Below are 15,158 nucleotides of genomic sequence, written 5' to 3' on the forward strand. Positions count from 1 at the left end.
GGCGTCGTGGCTCCGTACACCATCCGCCTGTTCGGCGACCCCGTCCTCCGACAGCGCGCGTCGGAGGTGGAGAACATCGACGCCACGCTGGTGCGCCTGGCCGAGGACATGATCACCACCATGCACGCCGCGCCGGGTGTCGGGCTGGCCGCCCCGCAGGTGGGTGTGCAGAAGCGACTCTTCGTCTACGACATCGGCGACGGCGCCGACGTGCTCGTGAACCCGGTCATCGACGAGAGCCGTGGCGAGTGGACCTTCGAGGAAGGGTGCCTGTCGGTGCCCGAGCTCTCGTGGCCGATCGTGCGGCCCAAGGAGGTCCACCTCACCGGCCTCGACCTCGACGGCAACGAGGTCTCCCTGGAGGCCGACGAGCTGCTGGCCCGGCTGTTCCAGCACGAGCTCGACCACCTCGACGGCGTGCTCCTGCTCCAGCACCTCGAGCCGGACCAGCAGAAGGAGGCGCGCCGCATCCTGCGACAGCGCGCGCTCGGGCTTCCGGTCGATCCGCCCCGGTCCGAGCGCGCAGGAGCCTTGTAGCCCTGCGGCTGGCCTACCTGGGCACGCCCGAGGTGGGCGTCCCGCCCCTTCGGGCACTGGTGGCCGACGGCCACGATGTGCTCCTCGTCGTGAGCCGCCCCGACAAACGCCGCGGGCGCGGCGGAGCGCTGCTCCCCAGCCCGGTCAAGGCGGCCGCGCTCGAGCTGGGCCTGCCCGTCACCGACAAGGTCGACGACGTGGTCGACGCAGGTGCCGATCTCGCGGTGGTCGTCGCCTTCGGGCGACTCATCAAGAAGCCGGTGCTCGACGCGGTGCCCATGATCAACATGCATTTCTCCCTGCTCCCACGTTGGCGCGGTGCCGCGCCGGTCGAGCGCGCCATCCTCGCGGGCGACCTCACCACGGGTGTCGGCATCATGCGGTTGGAGGAGAACCTCGACACCGGCCCCATCTACGCCGAGCACGTCGTGCAGGTCCTGCCCCACGAGACGGCCGCGGAGCTGCGCGCCCGGCTCACCGGGCTGGGCACGAACCTGTTGCTGCAGCTGCTCCGTCATGCCTCGGATGGGCGCGGCCTGCCGGAGCCCAGGCCCCAGGTGGGCGAGCCGACGTACGCGGAGAAGCTGGCACCGCAGGAGCTGCGCCTCGACTGGTCGCAACCGCCCGAGCAGCTCGAGCGGGTGGTGCGCGTCGGCGGCGCGTGGACGACCTTCCGCGGCAAGCGGCTCAAGGTGCATCGGGCGCGCGTGCACGACGGTGAGCTCGAGCTGCTCGTGGTGCAGCCTGAAGGCAAGGGCCGCATGAACGCATCCGACTGGGCCCGAGGGGCCCGGTGGCAGCCCGGCGAAGCACTCGGGACATGACCCCGTCCGCCCGCCGGGTCGCGCTCGACGCGCTGCTCCGCATCGACACCGAAGGCGCCTACGCCAACCTCGTGCTCCCGCCGATGCTCCACGGCAGCCGCCTTGGCGCGCGCGATCGCGCGTTCGTCACCGAGCTCGTGTACGGGACGACGCGCATGCGTCGGGCATGTGATTGGGTCGCGGGCCGTTTCGTGAAGGAACCGGAGCGGATCGAGCCGATCGTGCGCAACGTGCTGCGCCTCGGCTCCTACCAGCTCGTCTTCCTCCGTACCCCTGCGCACGCGGCGGTGGCCACCTCTGTCGACCTCGCGCCCGAGCGCGCCCGCGGGCTCGTCAACGCGGTGTTGCGCAAGGTCGCATCCGAGCCCGTGCGCTGGCCCGATCCGCCGACCCGGCTGAGCTACCCCGACTGGATGGTGGCCCGATTGGCCGCGGACCTCGGCGCGGACTGCGCCCTCGGCGCCCTGCAGCAGATGAACGTGGCGGGAGAGGTGGACGAGCGCGCTGACGGCTACGTGCAGGACCGGGCGTCGCAATGGGTGGCGGACTACGTCGATGCCAAGCCGGGTGAGCGGGTCGCCGACGTGTGTGCCGCGCCCGGGGGCAAGGCGACGTTGATGGCGGCGACGGGTGCATCGGTGACCGCGGCCGACGTGCGCCCCGGTCGCGCCCGCCTGGTCGCGGCCAACGCGAGGCGGCTCGGCGCGACGAGCCTCGCCACCTTGATCGCCGACGGCCGCCGTCCGCCGCACCGCGCCGGCACGTTCGACCGGGTGCTCGTCGATGCCCCGTGCTCCGGTCTCGGGGTGCTTCGCCGGCGCCCCGACGCCCGCTGGCACGTGCAACCGGAGGATGTCGACACCCTCGCCGTCCTCCAACGCGAGCTGCTCGTCGCCGCCGCCGACATGGTGCGCCCCGGAGGAACGGTCTTCTACGCGGTCTGCACCTTGACGCGCACGGAGACGACGGCCGTCGACGACTGGCTGGCCGTCGCGCGTCCCGAGCTCCTCGCGCTCGATCCGCCGGAGGAGCCGTGGATGCCCGCGGGTCGCGGCGCCCGGCTGTTGCCACAGACGGCCGGCACCGACGGGATGTTCCTGCTCGGCCTGAAGCGGCGTCGGTAGGATCGCCCCATGGCGCGCCTGGCTCCGTCGATTCTGTCCGCGGACTTCGCCGCGCTCGCACGCGAGATCGACGACGTCACACCCGAGGCCGACCTGCTCCACGTCGACGTGATGGACGGCCACTTCGTGCCCAACCTCACCATCGGGCCGCCAGTCGTGAAGTCGTTGCGCCCCCACACCGCGCTCTACCTCGATTGTCACCTCATGATCGACAACCCCTGCGACTACCTCGAGGCGTTCGCCGACGCGGGTGCGAACGGATGCTCGGTGCACGTCGAGATCGACGGCACCGCTGAGCTGTGTGCGGAGATGCGTCGTCTGCACCTCGACGTCGGCCTGGCCGTCAACCCGGAGACACCGTTCGAAGCGGCCGAGCCCTATCTCGACCAGATCGACCTGCTGCTCCTCATGACGGTGCACCCCGGCTTCGGTGGCCAGACGTTCATGCACGAGGTGATGCCCAAGGTGGCCCGGGCGCGGGAAGCGATCGACCGCCGCGGACTGCGGGTGGCGCTGCAGGTCGACGGGGGCATCAACGAGGAGACCGCCCCGGTCGCCGCCGCGGCCGGGGCCGACACGTTCGTGGCGGGGAACGCCATCTTCGGTGCCGACGACGCGCTCGGCGCGGCGCGTCGGTTGCGCGCGGCCATCGGGTGAGCCGCTCGTTGCGCGCCAAGGTGCTCACCGTGTCGGACGGTGTGGTCGCGGGCACGCGCGAGGACGAGTCGGGTCGCGCCCTGGCCGACCAGCTGGCGGCGAACGGGTTCGAGGTCGTGAGTCGGGGCGTTGTGAGCGACGGCATCGACGAGGTGGCCAGCGCGATCACGTCGATGGCGCAGGGCTTCGCAGGGCTGATCGTGACGACGGGCGGCACCGGGTTCTCGCCACGCGACCTCACGCCGGAGGGGACCCGGCGGGTGCTCGAGCGCGAGGCTCCGGGCCTGATCCTCGGCATGCTCGCGGTGAACCGCGACAAGGGGCGCTTGTCGCGCAACGCGGCCGGCACCATCGGGCGCTGCATCGTCTTGAACACGCCGGGTTCGCCGACCGGTGCGGTCGAGTGCCTCTCCGGCGTGCTCGACATCCTGCCCCACGCGCTGCGGCTGTTGGCCGACGAGCCCACGAGCCACCACACTTGATGGTGGTGGACGACGAGCGAGCCATGCGACGGGCGATCGAGCTGGGCGCATCGGTGCGCGCCACCGCGCATCCCAATCCCTGGGTCGGCTGCGTCGTCGAGAGTGTCGACGGTCACACCTTCGAAGGCGCGACCCTGCCTCCGGGCCAGGCCCACGCAGAGGCGGTCGCGCTCGAACGGGCGGGCGACGCGGCACGCGGTGCCACCCTCTGGGTCACGCTCGAGCCCTGTTCGCACACCGGCCGCACCGCGCCGTGCGCGGACGCGTTGGTGGCCGCGGGCGTGCGGCGGGTCGTCGTCGCGATCGACGACCCCGACCCGCGGGTGCACGGGCGGGGGGTCGCCCGTCTGCGCGCGGCCGGCATCGAAGTCACGCTCGGCGTGTGCGCGCGCGAGGCGCGTGCGCAGCTCGCGCCGTACATCAAGCACCGCACAACGGGCCGTCCCTGGGTCGTGCTCAAGCTGGCCGCCACGCTCGACGGCCGTATCGCGGCGCCCGACGGCACGAGTCAGTGGATCACCGGTGAGGCGGCGCGCGCCGACGCCCATCGGTTGCGGGCCGAGAGCGACGCAGTGCTCGTCGGGGCGGGCACGGTGAAGGCCGACGACCCCGCGCTGACCGCCCGTCCGGCGCCCGCCGCCGGGGCCGGACGGAGTGACGTCCGCGATCCGTTGCGCGTCGTGCTCGGCAGCGCACCAGCGGGCGCGCGCTGTCAGCCGTGCGTCGAGCTGAGCGGCGGGCTCGACGGCGTGCTCGACGAGCTGGGGCAGCGCGACGTCGTGCAGCTCCTGGTGGAGGGCGGCGCCACCGTGGCGGGCGCCTTCCATCGGGCCGGCCTCGTCGACCGCTATGTGCTGTACCTGGCGCCCGCGTTGTCCGGCGGCGACGACTCCCGGCCGCTGTTCGCGGGTCCCGGCGCGGCGACGATCGCCGAGGTGTGGCGCGGCCGCATCGAGTCGGTCGAGCAGCTCGGCGGCGACCTGAGGGTCGAGCTCGCGCCGGTCACGGGGGAATCGTGTTCACCGGGATAGTCGAGGAGCTGGGCCGGGTCGAGACGCGCGACGGCGGCCGCTTCCGCTTCCACGCCCCGCTGACGAGTGAGGACGCGAAGATCGGCGACTCGATCGCGGTCAACGGCTGCTGCGTGACCGTCACCGAGGTCGGGGCGGGGTGGTGGGAGGCGCACGCAGTCGACGAGACCCTCTCGCGCACCAACCTCGACGACCTGCGCCCGGGTGACTCCGTGAACCTCGAGCGCCCGCTGCGGTTGGCAGACCGTGTCGGCGGGCATCTCGTGCAGGGCCACGTCGTCGCCGTCGGTGAGATCGTCGAGCCCGCGCCCGACCTCAGGGTGCGCGTGCCCGCCGAGCTCATCCGCTACGTCGTGGAGAAGGGCTCGATCACCGTCGATGGGTGCAGCCTCACGGTCGTGCAGCCACTCGACGACGGGTTCACCGTGGCCGTGATCCCACACACCATGGCCGTCACCACGTTCGGCCGGAAGGGCCGGGGCGGGCGCGTCAACGTGGAGGTCGACGTCATGGCCAAGTACGTCGAACGACTGCTGCACCACCAAGATCCAGCTGTGCCGGAGTGAGTGATGTGCCGGAGAGTGATGTGAAGGAGAGACCGATGCCGTTCGCCCGGGTCGAAGATGCGATCGCGGCCGTGGGCCGCGGCGAGATCGTGGTCGTCACCGACGACGAGGAGCGCGAGAACGAGGGCGACCTCATCATGGCTGCGGAAGCCGCGACTCCCGAGAAGATCGCGTTCTTCCTCCAACACACCTCCGGTGTGATCTGCGTGCCCATGACGGGCGACCGGCTCGACGAGCTCGACCTGCCGCTGATGGTCCCGGTGAACACCGAGTCGAACCGCACCGCGTTCACCGTCTCCGTCGACGCCCGGCAGGGCACGAGCACCGGTATCTCGGCCTTCGACCGCTCGACCACCATTCAGGCGCTCATCGATCCGGCCACCCGTCCCGGCGACCTCGCCCGCCCCGGTCACATCTATCCCCTTCGCTATCGCGAAGGCGGCGTGCTCAAGCGCGCCGGCCACACCGAGGCGGCGGTCGACCTGGCGCGCATGGCGGGCCTCTACCCGGCGGGCGTGCTGTGCGAGGTGGTCGACGAGAAGAAGACCGACATGGCGCGGCTGCCCGACCTGGAGCGCTTCTGCGAGGAGCACGAGCTGCTGCTCATCTCCATCGCCGATCTCATCCGTCACCGGCGCCAGCGCGAGAAGCTGGTCAAGCGCATCGCCGAGGCCCCGATACCAACCGAGTGGGGCGAGTTCACCTGCTACGCGTACGAATCGGTCCTGAACCAGGACCAGCACCTCGCCTTCGTCAAGGGGGCGGTGCAGGGTGAGGAGAACGTGCTCGTGCGCATGCACAGCGAGTGCCTCACGGGCGACGTCTTCGGCTCGCTGCGCTGCGACTGCGGCCCGCAGCTCGAGGCGTCGATGCAACGCATCGCCGAGCAGGGGTTGGGCGCGGTCGTGTACCTGCGGGGCCACGAGGGCAGGGGCATCGGCATCGCCCACAAGCTCGCGGCCTACAAGTTGCAGGACGAAGGCGCCGACACCGTCGACGCCAACCTCCGTCTGGGCCTGCCGGTGGACAGTCGTGAGTACGGCATCGGGGCTCAGATCCTCGTCGACCTGGGCATCACGACAATGCGGTTACTGACCAACAACCCGGCCAAGTACGGTGGACTCGAGGGATTCGGCCTGGAGATCATCGAGCGGGTGCCGCTCGAGGTCGAGCCCAACCCCCACAACATCCACTATCTCCGCACCAAGAAGGCGCGGATGGGCCACCTGTTGGAGGGCCTCGATGACGTCCTATAGCCGGGGAGCCGCCGATGTGAGCGGCCAGCTGCGCGGCGAGGGGCTGCGAGTCGCCATCGCATGCGCGCGCTTCAACGACCTCATCACCGAGCGTCTGCTCGCCGGTTGCCGCGACGGTCTGCTGCGCCACGGCGTCGACGACGCGTCCGTGACGGTCGCGTGGGCGCCGGGCGCCTTCGAGCTCCCGCTCGTGGCCCAGCGCTTCGCCGCCTCGGGCGACTTCGACGCGGTCATCTGCCTCGGCGCGGTCATCCGTGGCGCCACCGGGCACTACGAGCACGTGGCCGGGCAGTGCGCGGCAGGCATCCAGCGGGCCCAGCTCGACACCGGCGTCCCGGTCGTGTTCGGCGTGCTCACCACCGACACCATCGAGCAGGCGATCGAGCGGGCGGGAACCAAGGCGGGCAACAAGGGCTTCGAGGCGGCCATGACTGCGATCGAGATGGTCGACCTCCTGCGCCAGCTGCCGAAGGGCACGACCTGACCGGGTCGGGCCGGTCGACCGGATGCTGAAGCTCGTCCTCCCGAAGGGCTCGCTCGAGCGCGCCACCCTCGAGCTCTTCGACGAGGCCGACCTCGGGGTGCAGCGCTCCTCCGACGTCACCTACCGCGCCACGATCGCCGACCCGCGCATCGACGAGGTGCGCATCCTGCGCCCGCAGGAGATCCCGCGCTACGTCGCCGAGGGACTGTTCGACATCGGCATCACCGGCCGCGACTGGATCGAGGAGACGGGCAGTGACGTCGTCTCGCTCTGTCAGCTCCACTACTCGAAGGCCACCGCGCGACCCGTGCGGATCGTCGTGGCCGTGCACGCGGACTCCGGGGTCGAGCGCATCGAGTACCTCAAGCGCGGCGCGCGCGTCTCCACCGAGTTCCCCGAGCTCACGCGCCGCTTCTTCACGCGGCACGGCCTCGACGTCGACATCCGCCTCTCCTACGGCGCCACCGAGGCCAAGGTTCCCGACATCGTCGATGCCATCGTCGACCTCACCGAGACGGGGAGCGCGCTGCGCGCCGCGGGCCTTCGCATCATCGACACGATCCTCGTGTCGTTCACCGAGCTCATCGCCAACCCGGCGGCCTACGAAGACCTGCCGAAGCGTCACGCCATGAGCCAGATCCAGTCACTGCTCGAGGGGACGCTGGAGGCGCGCGGGCGCGTCCTCGTCAAGCTCAACGTGGCCGAGGTCGACCTCGACGGCATCATCGAGATCCTGCCCGCGCTCAAGTCACCCACCGTGTCGAAGCTGTTCGGCGAAGGCGGCTACGCGGTGGAGACGGTCGTGCCCAAGTCCGACATCAACACGCTCATCCCTGCTCTCAAGGACCACGGCGCCACCGACATCATCGAGCTGCCCATCTCCAAGATCGTGCACTGATGGGGGGACGCGTCGTGCAAGGGCGTGTCGCCGAGTTCGACGAGGGACGCGGCATCGGCTGGGTCGAGGCCGGAGACGAGCGCTGGCTCTTCCACTGTACCCAGGTCGCCGACGGCAGCCGCACGATCGCGGCGGGCACGCCCGTGAGCTTCGAGGTTCGTCCCGGGCACCTGGGGACGTGGGAGGCGGCACATGTGGCGCCGCGCGCGTAGCGGTTCAGGTGCCGCCTGTCGCCTTCGTCACCTGCACGAAGGCGAGACGCAGCTGCGCCAGCGCGTCGCGCAGCGTGGACTCGTCGTCGCCGAGGCGCGACCCGAGCGTCTCGACGATGGCTGCGAGGGCGTCGATCGCCACCGATGCCTGCACCAGGTCGGGCTCGGGTTGGTTGAGGTGGAGCGCGGCCAGTTGGAAGAGACCGATGCAGTGGTTGGCGACGACGACAGAGACCGGCGCGGCGAGCAACTGCCGCTGCGCCTCGGCCATCTCTGCCGCGATCTGTTCGTCGCTCAGCTCCGGTTCGGGCTCGGGTGCAGCCTCGGCCGACGGCTCGTCGCGCCCCACCGGTCGCTCGCCGCTTGGTGTCCAGATCGTGCCCATGCTGCTACCCTAAACCCACAACAGAAGACGGAAAGCGGGGTCGCGAACCCCCACCCGGCCGGCAGCTCGTCGCTGGTGCACCGGGTCGATCGACCGCCGAGGGCGGACGTTGCTTTCCCGACGTCCGCCTTTTTCGCGTGCACGGATTCCGCGCGAACGGAGCGGACGGTTCGACGACCGTCGCCAAGGAGTGATGCCGCATAGCCGCACCGGCCACCAATGAGCCCAGGATCAACGATCGCATCAGGGCTCGCGAGGTTCGCCTCATCTCCGCTGATGGGGAGCAGCTGGGGATCAAACCGCTCCCCGAGGCCCTCCACATCGCCCGCGAGCTCGATCTCGACCTGGTCGAGGTGGCTGCGCAATCGAACCCACCCGTCTGCCGGATCATGGACTACGGAAAGTTCAAGTACGAAGCCGCGCAGCGGGTGAAGGAGTCGAGACGGCGCGCGACGAACGTCGCGATCAAGGAGATGAAGTACCGGCCCAAGATCAGCGAGGGCGACTTCGACACCAAGACGCGCAAGGTCGGCCAGTTCCTGGGCCACGGGCACAAGGTGAAGATCACGATCATGTTCCGGGGACGAGAGATGGCACATCCCGAGCTGGGCAAGCGGATACTCGACAAGATCGCCGAGCAACTGCATCCGCTGGCGAAGATCGAGGCGCACCCGAAGCTCGACGGACGCAACATGATCATGGTGCTCGCACCCGACAAGCGGGCCCAGCAGGCGGCCGCGAAGGCGGCCGCGTCGGAGGCACATCCCAACGGCGACCAGCCGGTCCCCAGCGAGCAGGAGAGCTGAGATGCCCAAGATGAAGACGCACCGGGGTCTGGCCAAGCGGTTCCGGGTGACCGGCAGCGGCAAGCTGATGCGCCGCAAGGCCTTCCGGGGCCACAACTACGAGAAGAAGTCGTCCGTGCGCACCCGTCGCCTCGCCCGCGACGTGGAGGTCACGGGCGGCGACCGGGCCAACGTGAAGCGCCTGCTCGGCCTCTAGCGAGTCCGCCTCCACGAAGCCGAGCCGCCAGGAAGCCCGTCCCAGCAAGCGGAGCCTCCCGCTGCCGGCTTCTCCTCCCACCGTCCCGAAAGGAGCGTCCGATGGCAAGGGTGAAACGCGCCGTCCACAGCAAGAAGCACCGTCGTGCGGTGCTCGAGCGCGCGCAGGGGTACTACGGCAACAAGAGCCGGTCCTTCCGCGCCGCCAGCGAGCAGGTGATGCACTCGCTGCAGTACGCGTACCGCGATCGCCGGGCGCGCAAGGGCGACTTCCGACAGCTGTGGATCCAGCGCATCAACGCGGCCGCCCGCCAGAACGGGATGAGCTACAGCCGCTTCATCTCCGGCCTCCGCATCGCAGGGGTCGAGGTCGACCGCAAGATCCTGGCGGACCTCGCCGTCTCCGATCCCGCCGCATTCGCCGCCCTCGTGAAGGTGGCGGAGGGAGCGCGTCAAGCCAGCTGAGCGTGCTCGGCTTCCGCCACCCGAAGGTCCAGCGGCTCCGACGCCTGGTCGAGCGTCGCCGGGCTCGCCACGACGAGAGGACCTTCGTCCTCGAGGGCTCGCGCGTCCTCGCGGAGGCGTTGGCCGCGGGCGTCGTTGTCGAAGCGGTGTTCGTGGTCGCCGGCACCGAGGACCCGACGGTCGATCGGGCCCGCGAGGCGGCGGTGCCGGTGTTCGAGCTCGAGCCCGGCGTGATGGAACGGGTCGCCGACACCGTCACCCCGCAATCGGTCGTCGGCGTCGTCGGCTTCGTAGATGTCGCGCTCGATGCCGTTCTGCCCGCCACACTGGTGGTGGTGTGCGTCGACATCCGTGACCCGGGCAACCTCGGAACCGTGCTCCGGAGCGCCGAGGGCGCGGGGGCCGGAGGGGTAGTCTGCTGCGACGGTTCCGTCGACCTGTACAACCCGAAGGTGGTACGCGCGTCGGCGGGCGCGCTCTTTCACGTCCCCGTGGTGGCCGGAGGGGAACCGGTGGAGGTACTCGAGCGGCTGGGGACGGCGGGGCTGCAGCGATTGGGCACGGTGGCCCGGGGTGGTGACGCCCCTGACGAGGTCGACCTGCGCGCGCCGGTGGCGTTCGCGCTCGGCAACGAGGCCAACGGCCTGCCGGAAGCGATCGACGCGTGCCTGGACCGGCGCGTCACCATCCCCATGGTGGGCCGCACCGATTCGCTGAACGTCGGCATGGCGGCGGCGGTGCTCTGCTTCGAGGCGGCGCGCCAACGGCGGTCCCGATGATCGACGTGGACCGTTTCCCCGACGCGGTGCTGCAGCTGGACGCCCAACGTCGTGTCGTGGGGTCGAATGCCGCCACCGAGCTCCTGACCGGTCTGCGCCTCGAAGAGATGGTCGGCCGGCGCTGCGAGGACCTGTTCGACCCGCGCGCGCGCAACGGCAAGCCGCTGGTCGACAGCGGCTGGCACTCCTCGGCCCGATTGCGCAGCGTGAGCCGCATCCCCGAGCAAGAGGTGCGGCTGCGCGGTGCCGGGGACCGCGAGCTGAAGGTGAACCTCACCGGCCGTTACGAGCGCGATGAACGGGGCGCGCTCGTGGGCGCCATCCTCGTGCTGCGCGACGCCGAACGGCGCGGTCGCTCGAGTGCGTCGGGTATCGAGATCGTGTCTACCGTCAGCCACGAGCTCCGGTCGCCACTCACGTCGGTGAAGGGCTACACGAGCCTGCTCCTCAACCGCTGGGACCGACTCGGTGACGAACAGAAGAAGATGATGCTCGAGCAGGTGCACCACGACGCCGATCGTGTGACGCGCCTGGTCACCGAGCTGCTCGACATCAGCCGGTTGGAGAGTGGACGGCTGGTGCTGCGTCGCCAGCTCGTCAACCTGGTCGACGTCGCCGCCGCGGTCGTCGAGAAGCTCCAGCTCGAGTACGCCGAGCTCGAGGCGGAGACGTCGTTCCCCGAGGGCTTCCCCGCGGTGTGGGCCGACCCCGACAAGGTCGAGCAGGTGCTCACCAACCTGGTGGAGAACGCGACGAAGTACGCGGACCCGCGTGGCCTGCGGGTGCTCGGCCAGGTCGGCATCGACGAGGTGGCGCTGGCGGTTGTCGACCAGGGTGCGGGCATCCCGGAGCACGAGCTGCACCGGGTCTTCGACAAGTTCTACCGCAGCGCGGAGACCCGTCCGACGGGCTCCGGGCTCGGTCTCTGGATAAGTCGCGGGCTGGTCGAGGCCCACGGTGGCAAGCTGACGGCCCAGTCGGTGATGGGGCAGGGCTCGACCTTCCGCTTCACCCTGCCGTCCGGCGGTGTGGAGGAGCGGCACCGGGCATGACGTTCGACGAGGTGGTGGCCGAGATCGAGGCCATCCGCGCGCAGGCTCCCGACCTGCCCGAGCAGGAGGTGGTGGGCAAGCGCGGCCGCCTGGCGCGACTGCACCGCCAGCTGGGCGGCCTCGAGCCCGATCGACGGCGGGAGGCGGGTCGCCGGCTCAATGAGGCGCGAGACGAGCTCGAGCGTTGGTTCGCCGAGTCGCGCGCCGCCCACGGTGCGCTGGAGCGCGAGGCACAGCTGGCGGCGGATCGCCTGGATCTCACCGAGGTGCCGCCCGACCCGTTCGGCCGTGGCCACCTGCATCTCGTGACGCGCACCCAGCAGGTCCTCGAGGACCTGTTCGTCGGAATGGGGTTCACGGTGAGCGAGGGCCCCCACGTCGAGACCGACTGGTACAACTTCGAGGCGCTCAACTTCCCGCCCGGACACCCGGCGCGCAGCATGCACGACACGCTGTTCCTCGACTGGGGTGCCCCGGAGTCCACGCTGTTGCGCACCCACACCTCGCCCGTCCAGATCCGGGTGATGGAGTCGCAGCCGCCGCCCATCTACACGGTGATACCCGGCAAGTCCCACCGGCGCGACACCCCCGATGCGCGCCACCTGCCCGGCTTCAGCCAGATCGAGGGGCTGGTCGTCGACCGCGACATCACGTTCGGCGACCTGGCCGGCACCATCGAGCTGTTCACCGGCGAATACTTCGGCCCCGGCCGCCACTCCCGCCTCCGGCCCGGCTTCTTCCCGTTCACCGAGCCATCCGCCGAGTTTGAGGTCACCTGCCACGTCTGCGGGGGCAGCGGGTGCCGCACGTGCTCGCACACCGGCTGGATCGAGCTGGGGGGCTGCGGCATGGTCGATCCCAACGTCTTCGCCGCGGTCGGCATCGATGCCGAGGAGTGGTCGGGCTTCGCCTTCGGCTTCGGCATCGACCGCCTCGCCCAGATGAAGTACGGGCTGGAGGACATGCGTGTCTTCCTCGACAACGACATCCGCTTCCTGTCCCAGTTTTAGGATCGACTCATGCTCGTCCCCCTCTCGTGGCTCCGCGATTTCGCGCCCGACCTGGGCGACGATGCCCGCGCGCTGACCGACACGTTCAACGAGCTCGGCCTCGTGGTGGACGGAGTCGAGACGGTGGGGAAGGGCCTCGACGACGTGGTGGTGGCCAGGGTGTTGGAAGTCGGCCCGATCGCGGGGGCCGACTACATCCAGCGCGTCGCCCTCGACGCGGGTCCGGGCGACGTCGTGGAGGTCGTGTGCGGGGCGCGCAACTTCGGGGCCGGCGATCTCGTCGCGCTGGCGCGCGTCGGCGCGGTGTTGCCGGGCGACGTCGAGATCACGCGGCGCAAGCTGAAGGGCGTCGAGTCGAACGGGATGATCTGCTCGGCGCGTGAGCTCCATCTCGGTCACGACGCCGAGGGGATCATGGTGCTCGCGACGGGCACACCGGGTCAGACCCTCGCCGAGGCGCTCGGCCTCACCCCCGACGTCGTGTTCGACCTCGACATCGAGACCAATCGTCCCGATGCCCTGTGCATGGCGGGTGTGGCACGCGACGTCGCAGCCAAGCTCCGTCTCCCGTTCGTCCTGCCCGACCCGTCACCACCCGGACCGGGCACCGAGGTCAACATCGAGATCGAGAGCCCCGAGCTGTGCCCACGCTTCTCGGCCACGGTGCTCGGCGGGGTGAAGGTGACGGCGTCGTCGCGAATGGTGCAGCGGCGGCTCACGGTCGCGGGCATGCGACCGATCAACAATGTCGTCGATGCGTCGAACTACGTGATGCTCGAGCTGGGCCAGCCGACGCACCCCTACGACCTGGCGCGCCTGCCGGGCGGGGGACTCCGCGTGCGCGCCGCCCGCCCGGGCGAGCGGCTGGTGACGCTCGACGGCGTGGAGCGTGTCCTGGGCGAGGGCCCGTCGCCCGACTGCCTGATTTGCGACGCCGAATCCACGCCGGTCGGAATCGCGGGGATCATGGGCGGTGCTTCGTCGGAGATCGCCACCGACACGACGACCGTCTTGCTCGAGGCCGCCTACTTCACGCCCATGGCGATCGCGCGCACGGCCAAGCGAGTCGGCGTGCGGAGCGAGGCCTCGGTGCGGTTCGAGCGGGGGTGCGACCCCGAGAGCGTCGACCGCGCGATCGCCCGCTTCTGCGAGCTGCTGCCCGACGCCGCCGTGCAGGCGGGCCCGTTCGTGGTCGACGCCCCGAGGTACCTGCCGACGCCCCGCCGGGTCGAGGTGCGCACCGCCCGCGTGAACGCGATCCTCGGTACGCAGCTGAGCGACGCGCAGGTTCGCAGCTACCTCACCCCCATCGGCTTCCGCACCGAGCCGGTGGGCGACGGCCTGAACGAGGTCGAGATCCCGACGTTCCGGCCCGACTCCGAGCGCGAGATCGACGTCATCGAGGAGGTGGCCCGCCACCACGGCTACGCCAACATCGAACGCACGGTGCCGCCGAGCCCCCTCGTCGGGAACCTCACGCCTTACCAGCGCGAGCGGCGCCTCGTGCGCGACATCCTCCTCGGCGCCGGGTGCACGGAGGCGTTCGGTCTGTCGCTCCTCGCGCCGGGCGACCTCGAGCGCGCCGGTCTGGACGACCGCCCGCTCGTGCTGACGAACCCGCTCGTGCGCGAGGAGTCGGTGCTGCGCACGTCGATGTTGCCGGGGATGCTCCGGGCGGTCACGTTCAACCACTCCCACCAGCGCCACGACCTCCGGCTGTTCGAGATCGGGAACGTGTACCCGAGGCCCGAGTCGCCCGAGCAGCCGCTGCCCGACGAGCGCGAGCGTCTGGCGGTCGTGCTCACCGGTCTCGGTGGCGACGCGGTGGGAGCCGCGCGCGTGTGGAGTGTCCTTGCCGGCGCGCTCCGGCTCGACGGCGTCCGGCTCGATGCGGGGCGTGTTGCCGGCCTGCACCCCACGCGCACGGCGCGGCTGCTCGACCGCAACGGCGAGGAGCTGGGCGTGGTCGGTGAGGTCGACCCCGACGTGCTGCAGGCCCACGCGATCGCCGGACGCGTCGGGTGGATCGAGTGCGATCTCGGCCGCTTGCTCGCCACCGCCCGCCGGAGCGACCAGGCGCGACCCGTCAGCCGCTTTCCGTCGAACGACATCGACCTGGCCTTCGAGGTCGAGGAGTCGACGCCCGCGGCCGCGGTGGAGGCGACCCTCCGCGAAGCGGGCGGGCCCCTGCTCGACGACCTCCGGCTCTTCGACGTCTACCGCGGCCCAGGGCTCGCCGAGGGCAGGCGGAGCCTCGCCTACCGCCTCAGCTTCTGCGCCCTCGACCGCACGCTCACGGACGACGAGGTGGCCGAGGCGCGTCGCCGGTGCATCGACGCGGTCGAGGCCACCCATCCCGCGCGCCTCCGGGGGTGAGCGGGCCCTTGCGCCGGCA

Annotated in this window: 19 protein-coding genes; 18 read left to right on the top strand and 1 reads right to left on the bottom strand. The window is 70.8% G+C overall.

Annotated elements, in window-relative coordinates; all coding sequences use genetic code 11:
* The first annotated feature begins 6 nt into the window (after positions 1-6).
* The 11 genes from def to E6G06_06455 are packed head-to-tail and all read left to right on the top strand — an operon-like array spanning position 7 to position 8,071.
* Entirely contained in the window at positions 7-537 is a 531-nt protein-coding gene (def, locus tag E6G06_06405; protein ID TML92377.1) for a peptide deformylase, read from the top strand.
* A 2-nt stretch (positions 538-539) separates the two neighbouring features.
* Positions 540-1,361 (top strand): methionyl-tRNA formyltransferase, encoded by an 822-nt coding sequence (locus tag E6G06_06410; protein ID TML92413.1) that lies wholly within the window; start codon positions 540-542, stop codon positions 1,359-1,361.
* On the top strand, positions 1,358-2,485 hold the full coding sequence (locus E6G06_06415) for a hypothetical protein (GenBank protein TML92378.1): 1,128 nt from the start codon (positions 1,358-1,360) through the stop codon (positions 2,483-2,485). Before E6G06_06410 ends, E6G06_06415 begins: the two co-directional genes overlap by 4 nt.
* 9 nt (positions 2,486-2,494) lie before the next feature.
* Positions 2,495-3,142, top strand: a complete 648-nt coding sequence (gene rpe, locus E6G06_06420; GenBank protein TML92379.1) for a ribulose-phosphate 3-epimerase — start codon at positions 2,495-2,497, stop codon at positions 3,140-3,142.
* Positions 3,139-3,624 carry a MogA/MoaB family molybdenum cofactor biosynthesis protein gene (locus E6G06_06425; GenBank protein TML92380.1) on the top strand — a complete coding sequence of 162 codons (486 nt, stop codon included), beginning with the start codon at positions 3,139-3,141 and terminating at the stop codon, positions 3,622-3,624. Before rpe ends, E6G06_06425 begins: the two co-directional genes overlap by 4 nt.
* Positions 3,625-3,647: 23 nt before the next feature.
* Positions 3,648-4,655 carry a bifunctional diaminohydroxyphosphoribosylaminopyrimidine deaminase/5-amino-6-(5-phosphoribosylamino)uracil reductase RibD gene (ribD, locus tag E6G06_06430; GenBank protein TML92414.1) on the top strand — a complete coding sequence of 336 codons (1,008 nt, stop codon included), beginning with the start codon at positions 3,648-3,650 and terminating at the stop codon, positions 4,653-4,655.
* Entirely contained in the window at positions 4,640-5,221 is a 582-nt protein-coding gene (locus E6G06_06435) for a riboflavin synthase (GenBank protein TML92381.1), read from the top strand. Before ribD ends, E6G06_06435 begins: the two co-directional genes overlap by 16 nt.
* Before the next feature lie 35 nt (positions 5,222-5,256).
* Entirely contained in the window at positions 5,257-6,477 is a 1,221-nt protein-coding gene (locus E6G06_06440; GenBank protein ID TML92382.1) for a bifunctional 3,4-dihydroxy-2-butanone-4-phosphate synthase/GTP cyclohydrolase II, read from the top strand.
* Complete coding sequence (locus E6G06_06445; GenBank protein TML92383.1) at positions 6,464-6,961, top strand: 6,7-dimethyl-8-ribityllumazine synthase; 498 nt, start codon at positions 6,464-6,466, stop codon at positions 6,959-6,961. The genes E6G06_06440 and E6G06_06445 overlap by 14 nt, the downstream gene beginning before the upstream one ends.
* A gap of 22 nt (positions 6,962-6,983) precedes the next feature.
* A complete protein-coding gene (locus E6G06_06450) occupies positions 6,984-7,859 on the top strand; it encodes an ATP phosphoribosyltransferase (protein ID TML92384.1) in 876 nt (291 codons plus the stop codon).
* The gene (locus E6G06_06455; GenBank protein TML92385.1) at positions 7,859-8,071 is read left to right on the top strand and encodes a hypothetical protein; all 213 of its coding nucleotides are present in this window, start codon (positions 7,859-7,861) and stop codon (positions 8,069-8,071) included. Before E6G06_06450 ends, E6G06_06455 begins: the two co-directional genes overlap by 1 nt.
* Positions 8,072-8,075: 4 nt before the next feature.
* On the opposite strand, the gene E6G06_06460 is transcribed toward E6G06_06455, so the two are convergent.
* Complete coding sequence (locus E6G06_06460; GenBank protein TML92386.1) at positions 8,076-8,456, bottom strand: hypothetical protein; 381 nt, start codon at positions 8,454-8,456, stop codon at positions 8,076-8,078.
* Positions 8,457-8,686: 230 nt separating this feature from the next.
* On the opposite strand from E6G06_06460, the gene E6G06_06465 reads away from it, so the two are divergent.
* From E6G06_06465 to E6G06_06495, 7 genes are all read left to right on the top strand, one after another.
* Positions 8,687-9,262 (top strand): translation initiation factor IF-3, encoded by a 576-nt coding sequence (locus E6G06_06465; protein ID TML92387.1) that lies wholly within the window; start codon positions 8,687-8,689, stop codon positions 9,260-9,262.
* A gap of 1 nt (position 9,263) precedes the next feature.
* Positions 9,264-9,458: a 50S ribosomal protein L35 gene (gene rpmI, locus E6G06_06470; GenBank protein ID TML92388.1), complete on the top strand. Its 195-nt coding sequence runs from the start codon at positions 9,264-9,266 to the stop codon at positions 9,456-9,458.
* Between the two features lie 101 nt (positions 9,459-9,559).
* Positions 9,560-9,922 carry a 50S ribosomal protein L20 gene (gene rplT / locus E6G06_06475; protein ID TML92389.1) on the top strand — a complete coding sequence of 121 codons (363 nt, stop codon included), beginning with the start codon at positions 9,560-9,562 and terminating at the stop codon, positions 9,920-9,922.
* Positions 9,739-10,701, top strand: a complete 963-nt coding sequence (locus E6G06_06480) for an RNA methyltransferase (GenBank protein ID TML92390.1) — start codon at positions 9,739-9,741, stop codon at positions 10,699-10,701. The genes rplT and E6G06_06480 overlap by 184 nt, the downstream gene beginning before the upstream one ends.
* Positions 10,698-11,753, top strand: a complete 1,056-nt coding sequence (locus E6G06_06485; protein TML92391.1) for a PAS domain-containing protein — start codon at positions 10,698-10,700, stop codon at positions 11,751-11,753. Before E6G06_06480 ends, E6G06_06485 begins: the two co-directional genes overlap by 4 nt.
* Positions 11,750-12,763 (top strand): phenylalanine--tRNA ligase subunit alpha, encoded by a 1,014-nt coding sequence (pheS, locus tag E6G06_06490; GenBank protein TML92392.1) that lies wholly within the window; start codon positions 11,750-11,752, stop codon positions 12,761-12,763. The genes E6G06_06485 and pheS overlap by 4 nt, the downstream gene beginning before the upstream one ends.
* A 9-nt stretch (positions 12,764-12,772) precedes the next feature.
* A complete protein-coding gene (locus E6G06_06495) occupies positions 12,773-15,139 on the top strand; it encodes a phenylalanine--tRNA ligase subunit beta (GenBank protein ID TML92393.1) in 2,367 nt (788 codons plus the stop codon).
* Positions 15,140-15,158 lie beyond the last annotated feature (19 nt).

Source organism: Actinomycetota bacterium, assembly GCA_005888325.1.
Classification (GTDB): Bacteria; Actinomycetota; Acidimicrobiia; order Acidimicrobiales; family AC-14; genus AC-14.

Bases quoted from the DNA above. Each gene is read 5' to 3' on its own strand.
- E6G06_06415 (TML92378.1), top strand. From the start codon at position 1,358: ATGACCCCGTCCGCCCGCCGGGTCGCGCTCGACGCGCTGCTCCGCATC.
- E6G06_06460 (TML92386.1), bottom strand. From the start codon at position 8,456: ATGGGCACGATCTGGACACCAAGCGGCGAGCGACCGGTGGGGCGCGAC.
- rpmI (TML92388.1), top strand. From the start codon at position 9,264: ATGCCCAAGATGAAGACGCACCGGGGTCTGGCCAAGCGGTTCCGGGTG.
- E6G06_06485 (TML92391.1), top strand. From the start codon at position 10,698: ATGATCGACGTGGACCGTTTCCCCGACGCGGTGCTGCAGCTGGACGCC.
- rplT (TML92389.1), top strand. From the start codon at position 9,560: ATGGCAAGGGTGAAACGCGCCGTCCACAGCAAGAAGCACCGTCGTGCG.
- pheS (TML92392.1), top strand. From the start codon at position 11,750: ATGACGTTCGACGAGGTGGTGGCCGAGATCGAGGCCATCCGCGCGCAG.
- E6G06_06450 (TML92384.1), top strand. From the start codon at position 6,984: ATGCTGAAGCTCGTCCTCCCGAAGGGCTCGCTCGAGCGCGCCACCCTC.
- rpe (TML92379.1), top strand. From the start codon at position 2,495: ATGGCGCGCCTGGCTCCGTCGATTCTGTCCGCGGACTTCGCCGCGCTC.
- E6G06_06440 (TML92382.1), top strand. From the start codon at position 5,257: ATGCCGTTCGCCCGGGTCGAAGATGCGATCGCGGCCGTGGGCCGCGGC.
- E6G06_06445 (TML92383.1), top strand. From the start codon at position 6,464: ATGACGTCCTATAGCCGGGGAGCCGCCGATGTGAGCGGCCAGCTGCGC.
- E6G06_06455 (TML92385.1), top strand. From the start codon at position 7,859: ATGGGGGGACGCGTCGTGCAAGGGCGTGTCGCCGAGTTCGACGAGGGA.
- ribD (TML92414.1), top strand. From the start codon at position 3,648: ATGCGACGGGCGATCGAGCTGGGCGCATCGGTGCGCGCCACCGCGCAT.
- E6G06_06495 (TML92393.1), top strand. From the start codon at position 12,773: ATGCTCGTCCCCCTCTCGTGGCTCCGCGATTTCGCGCCCGACCTGGGC.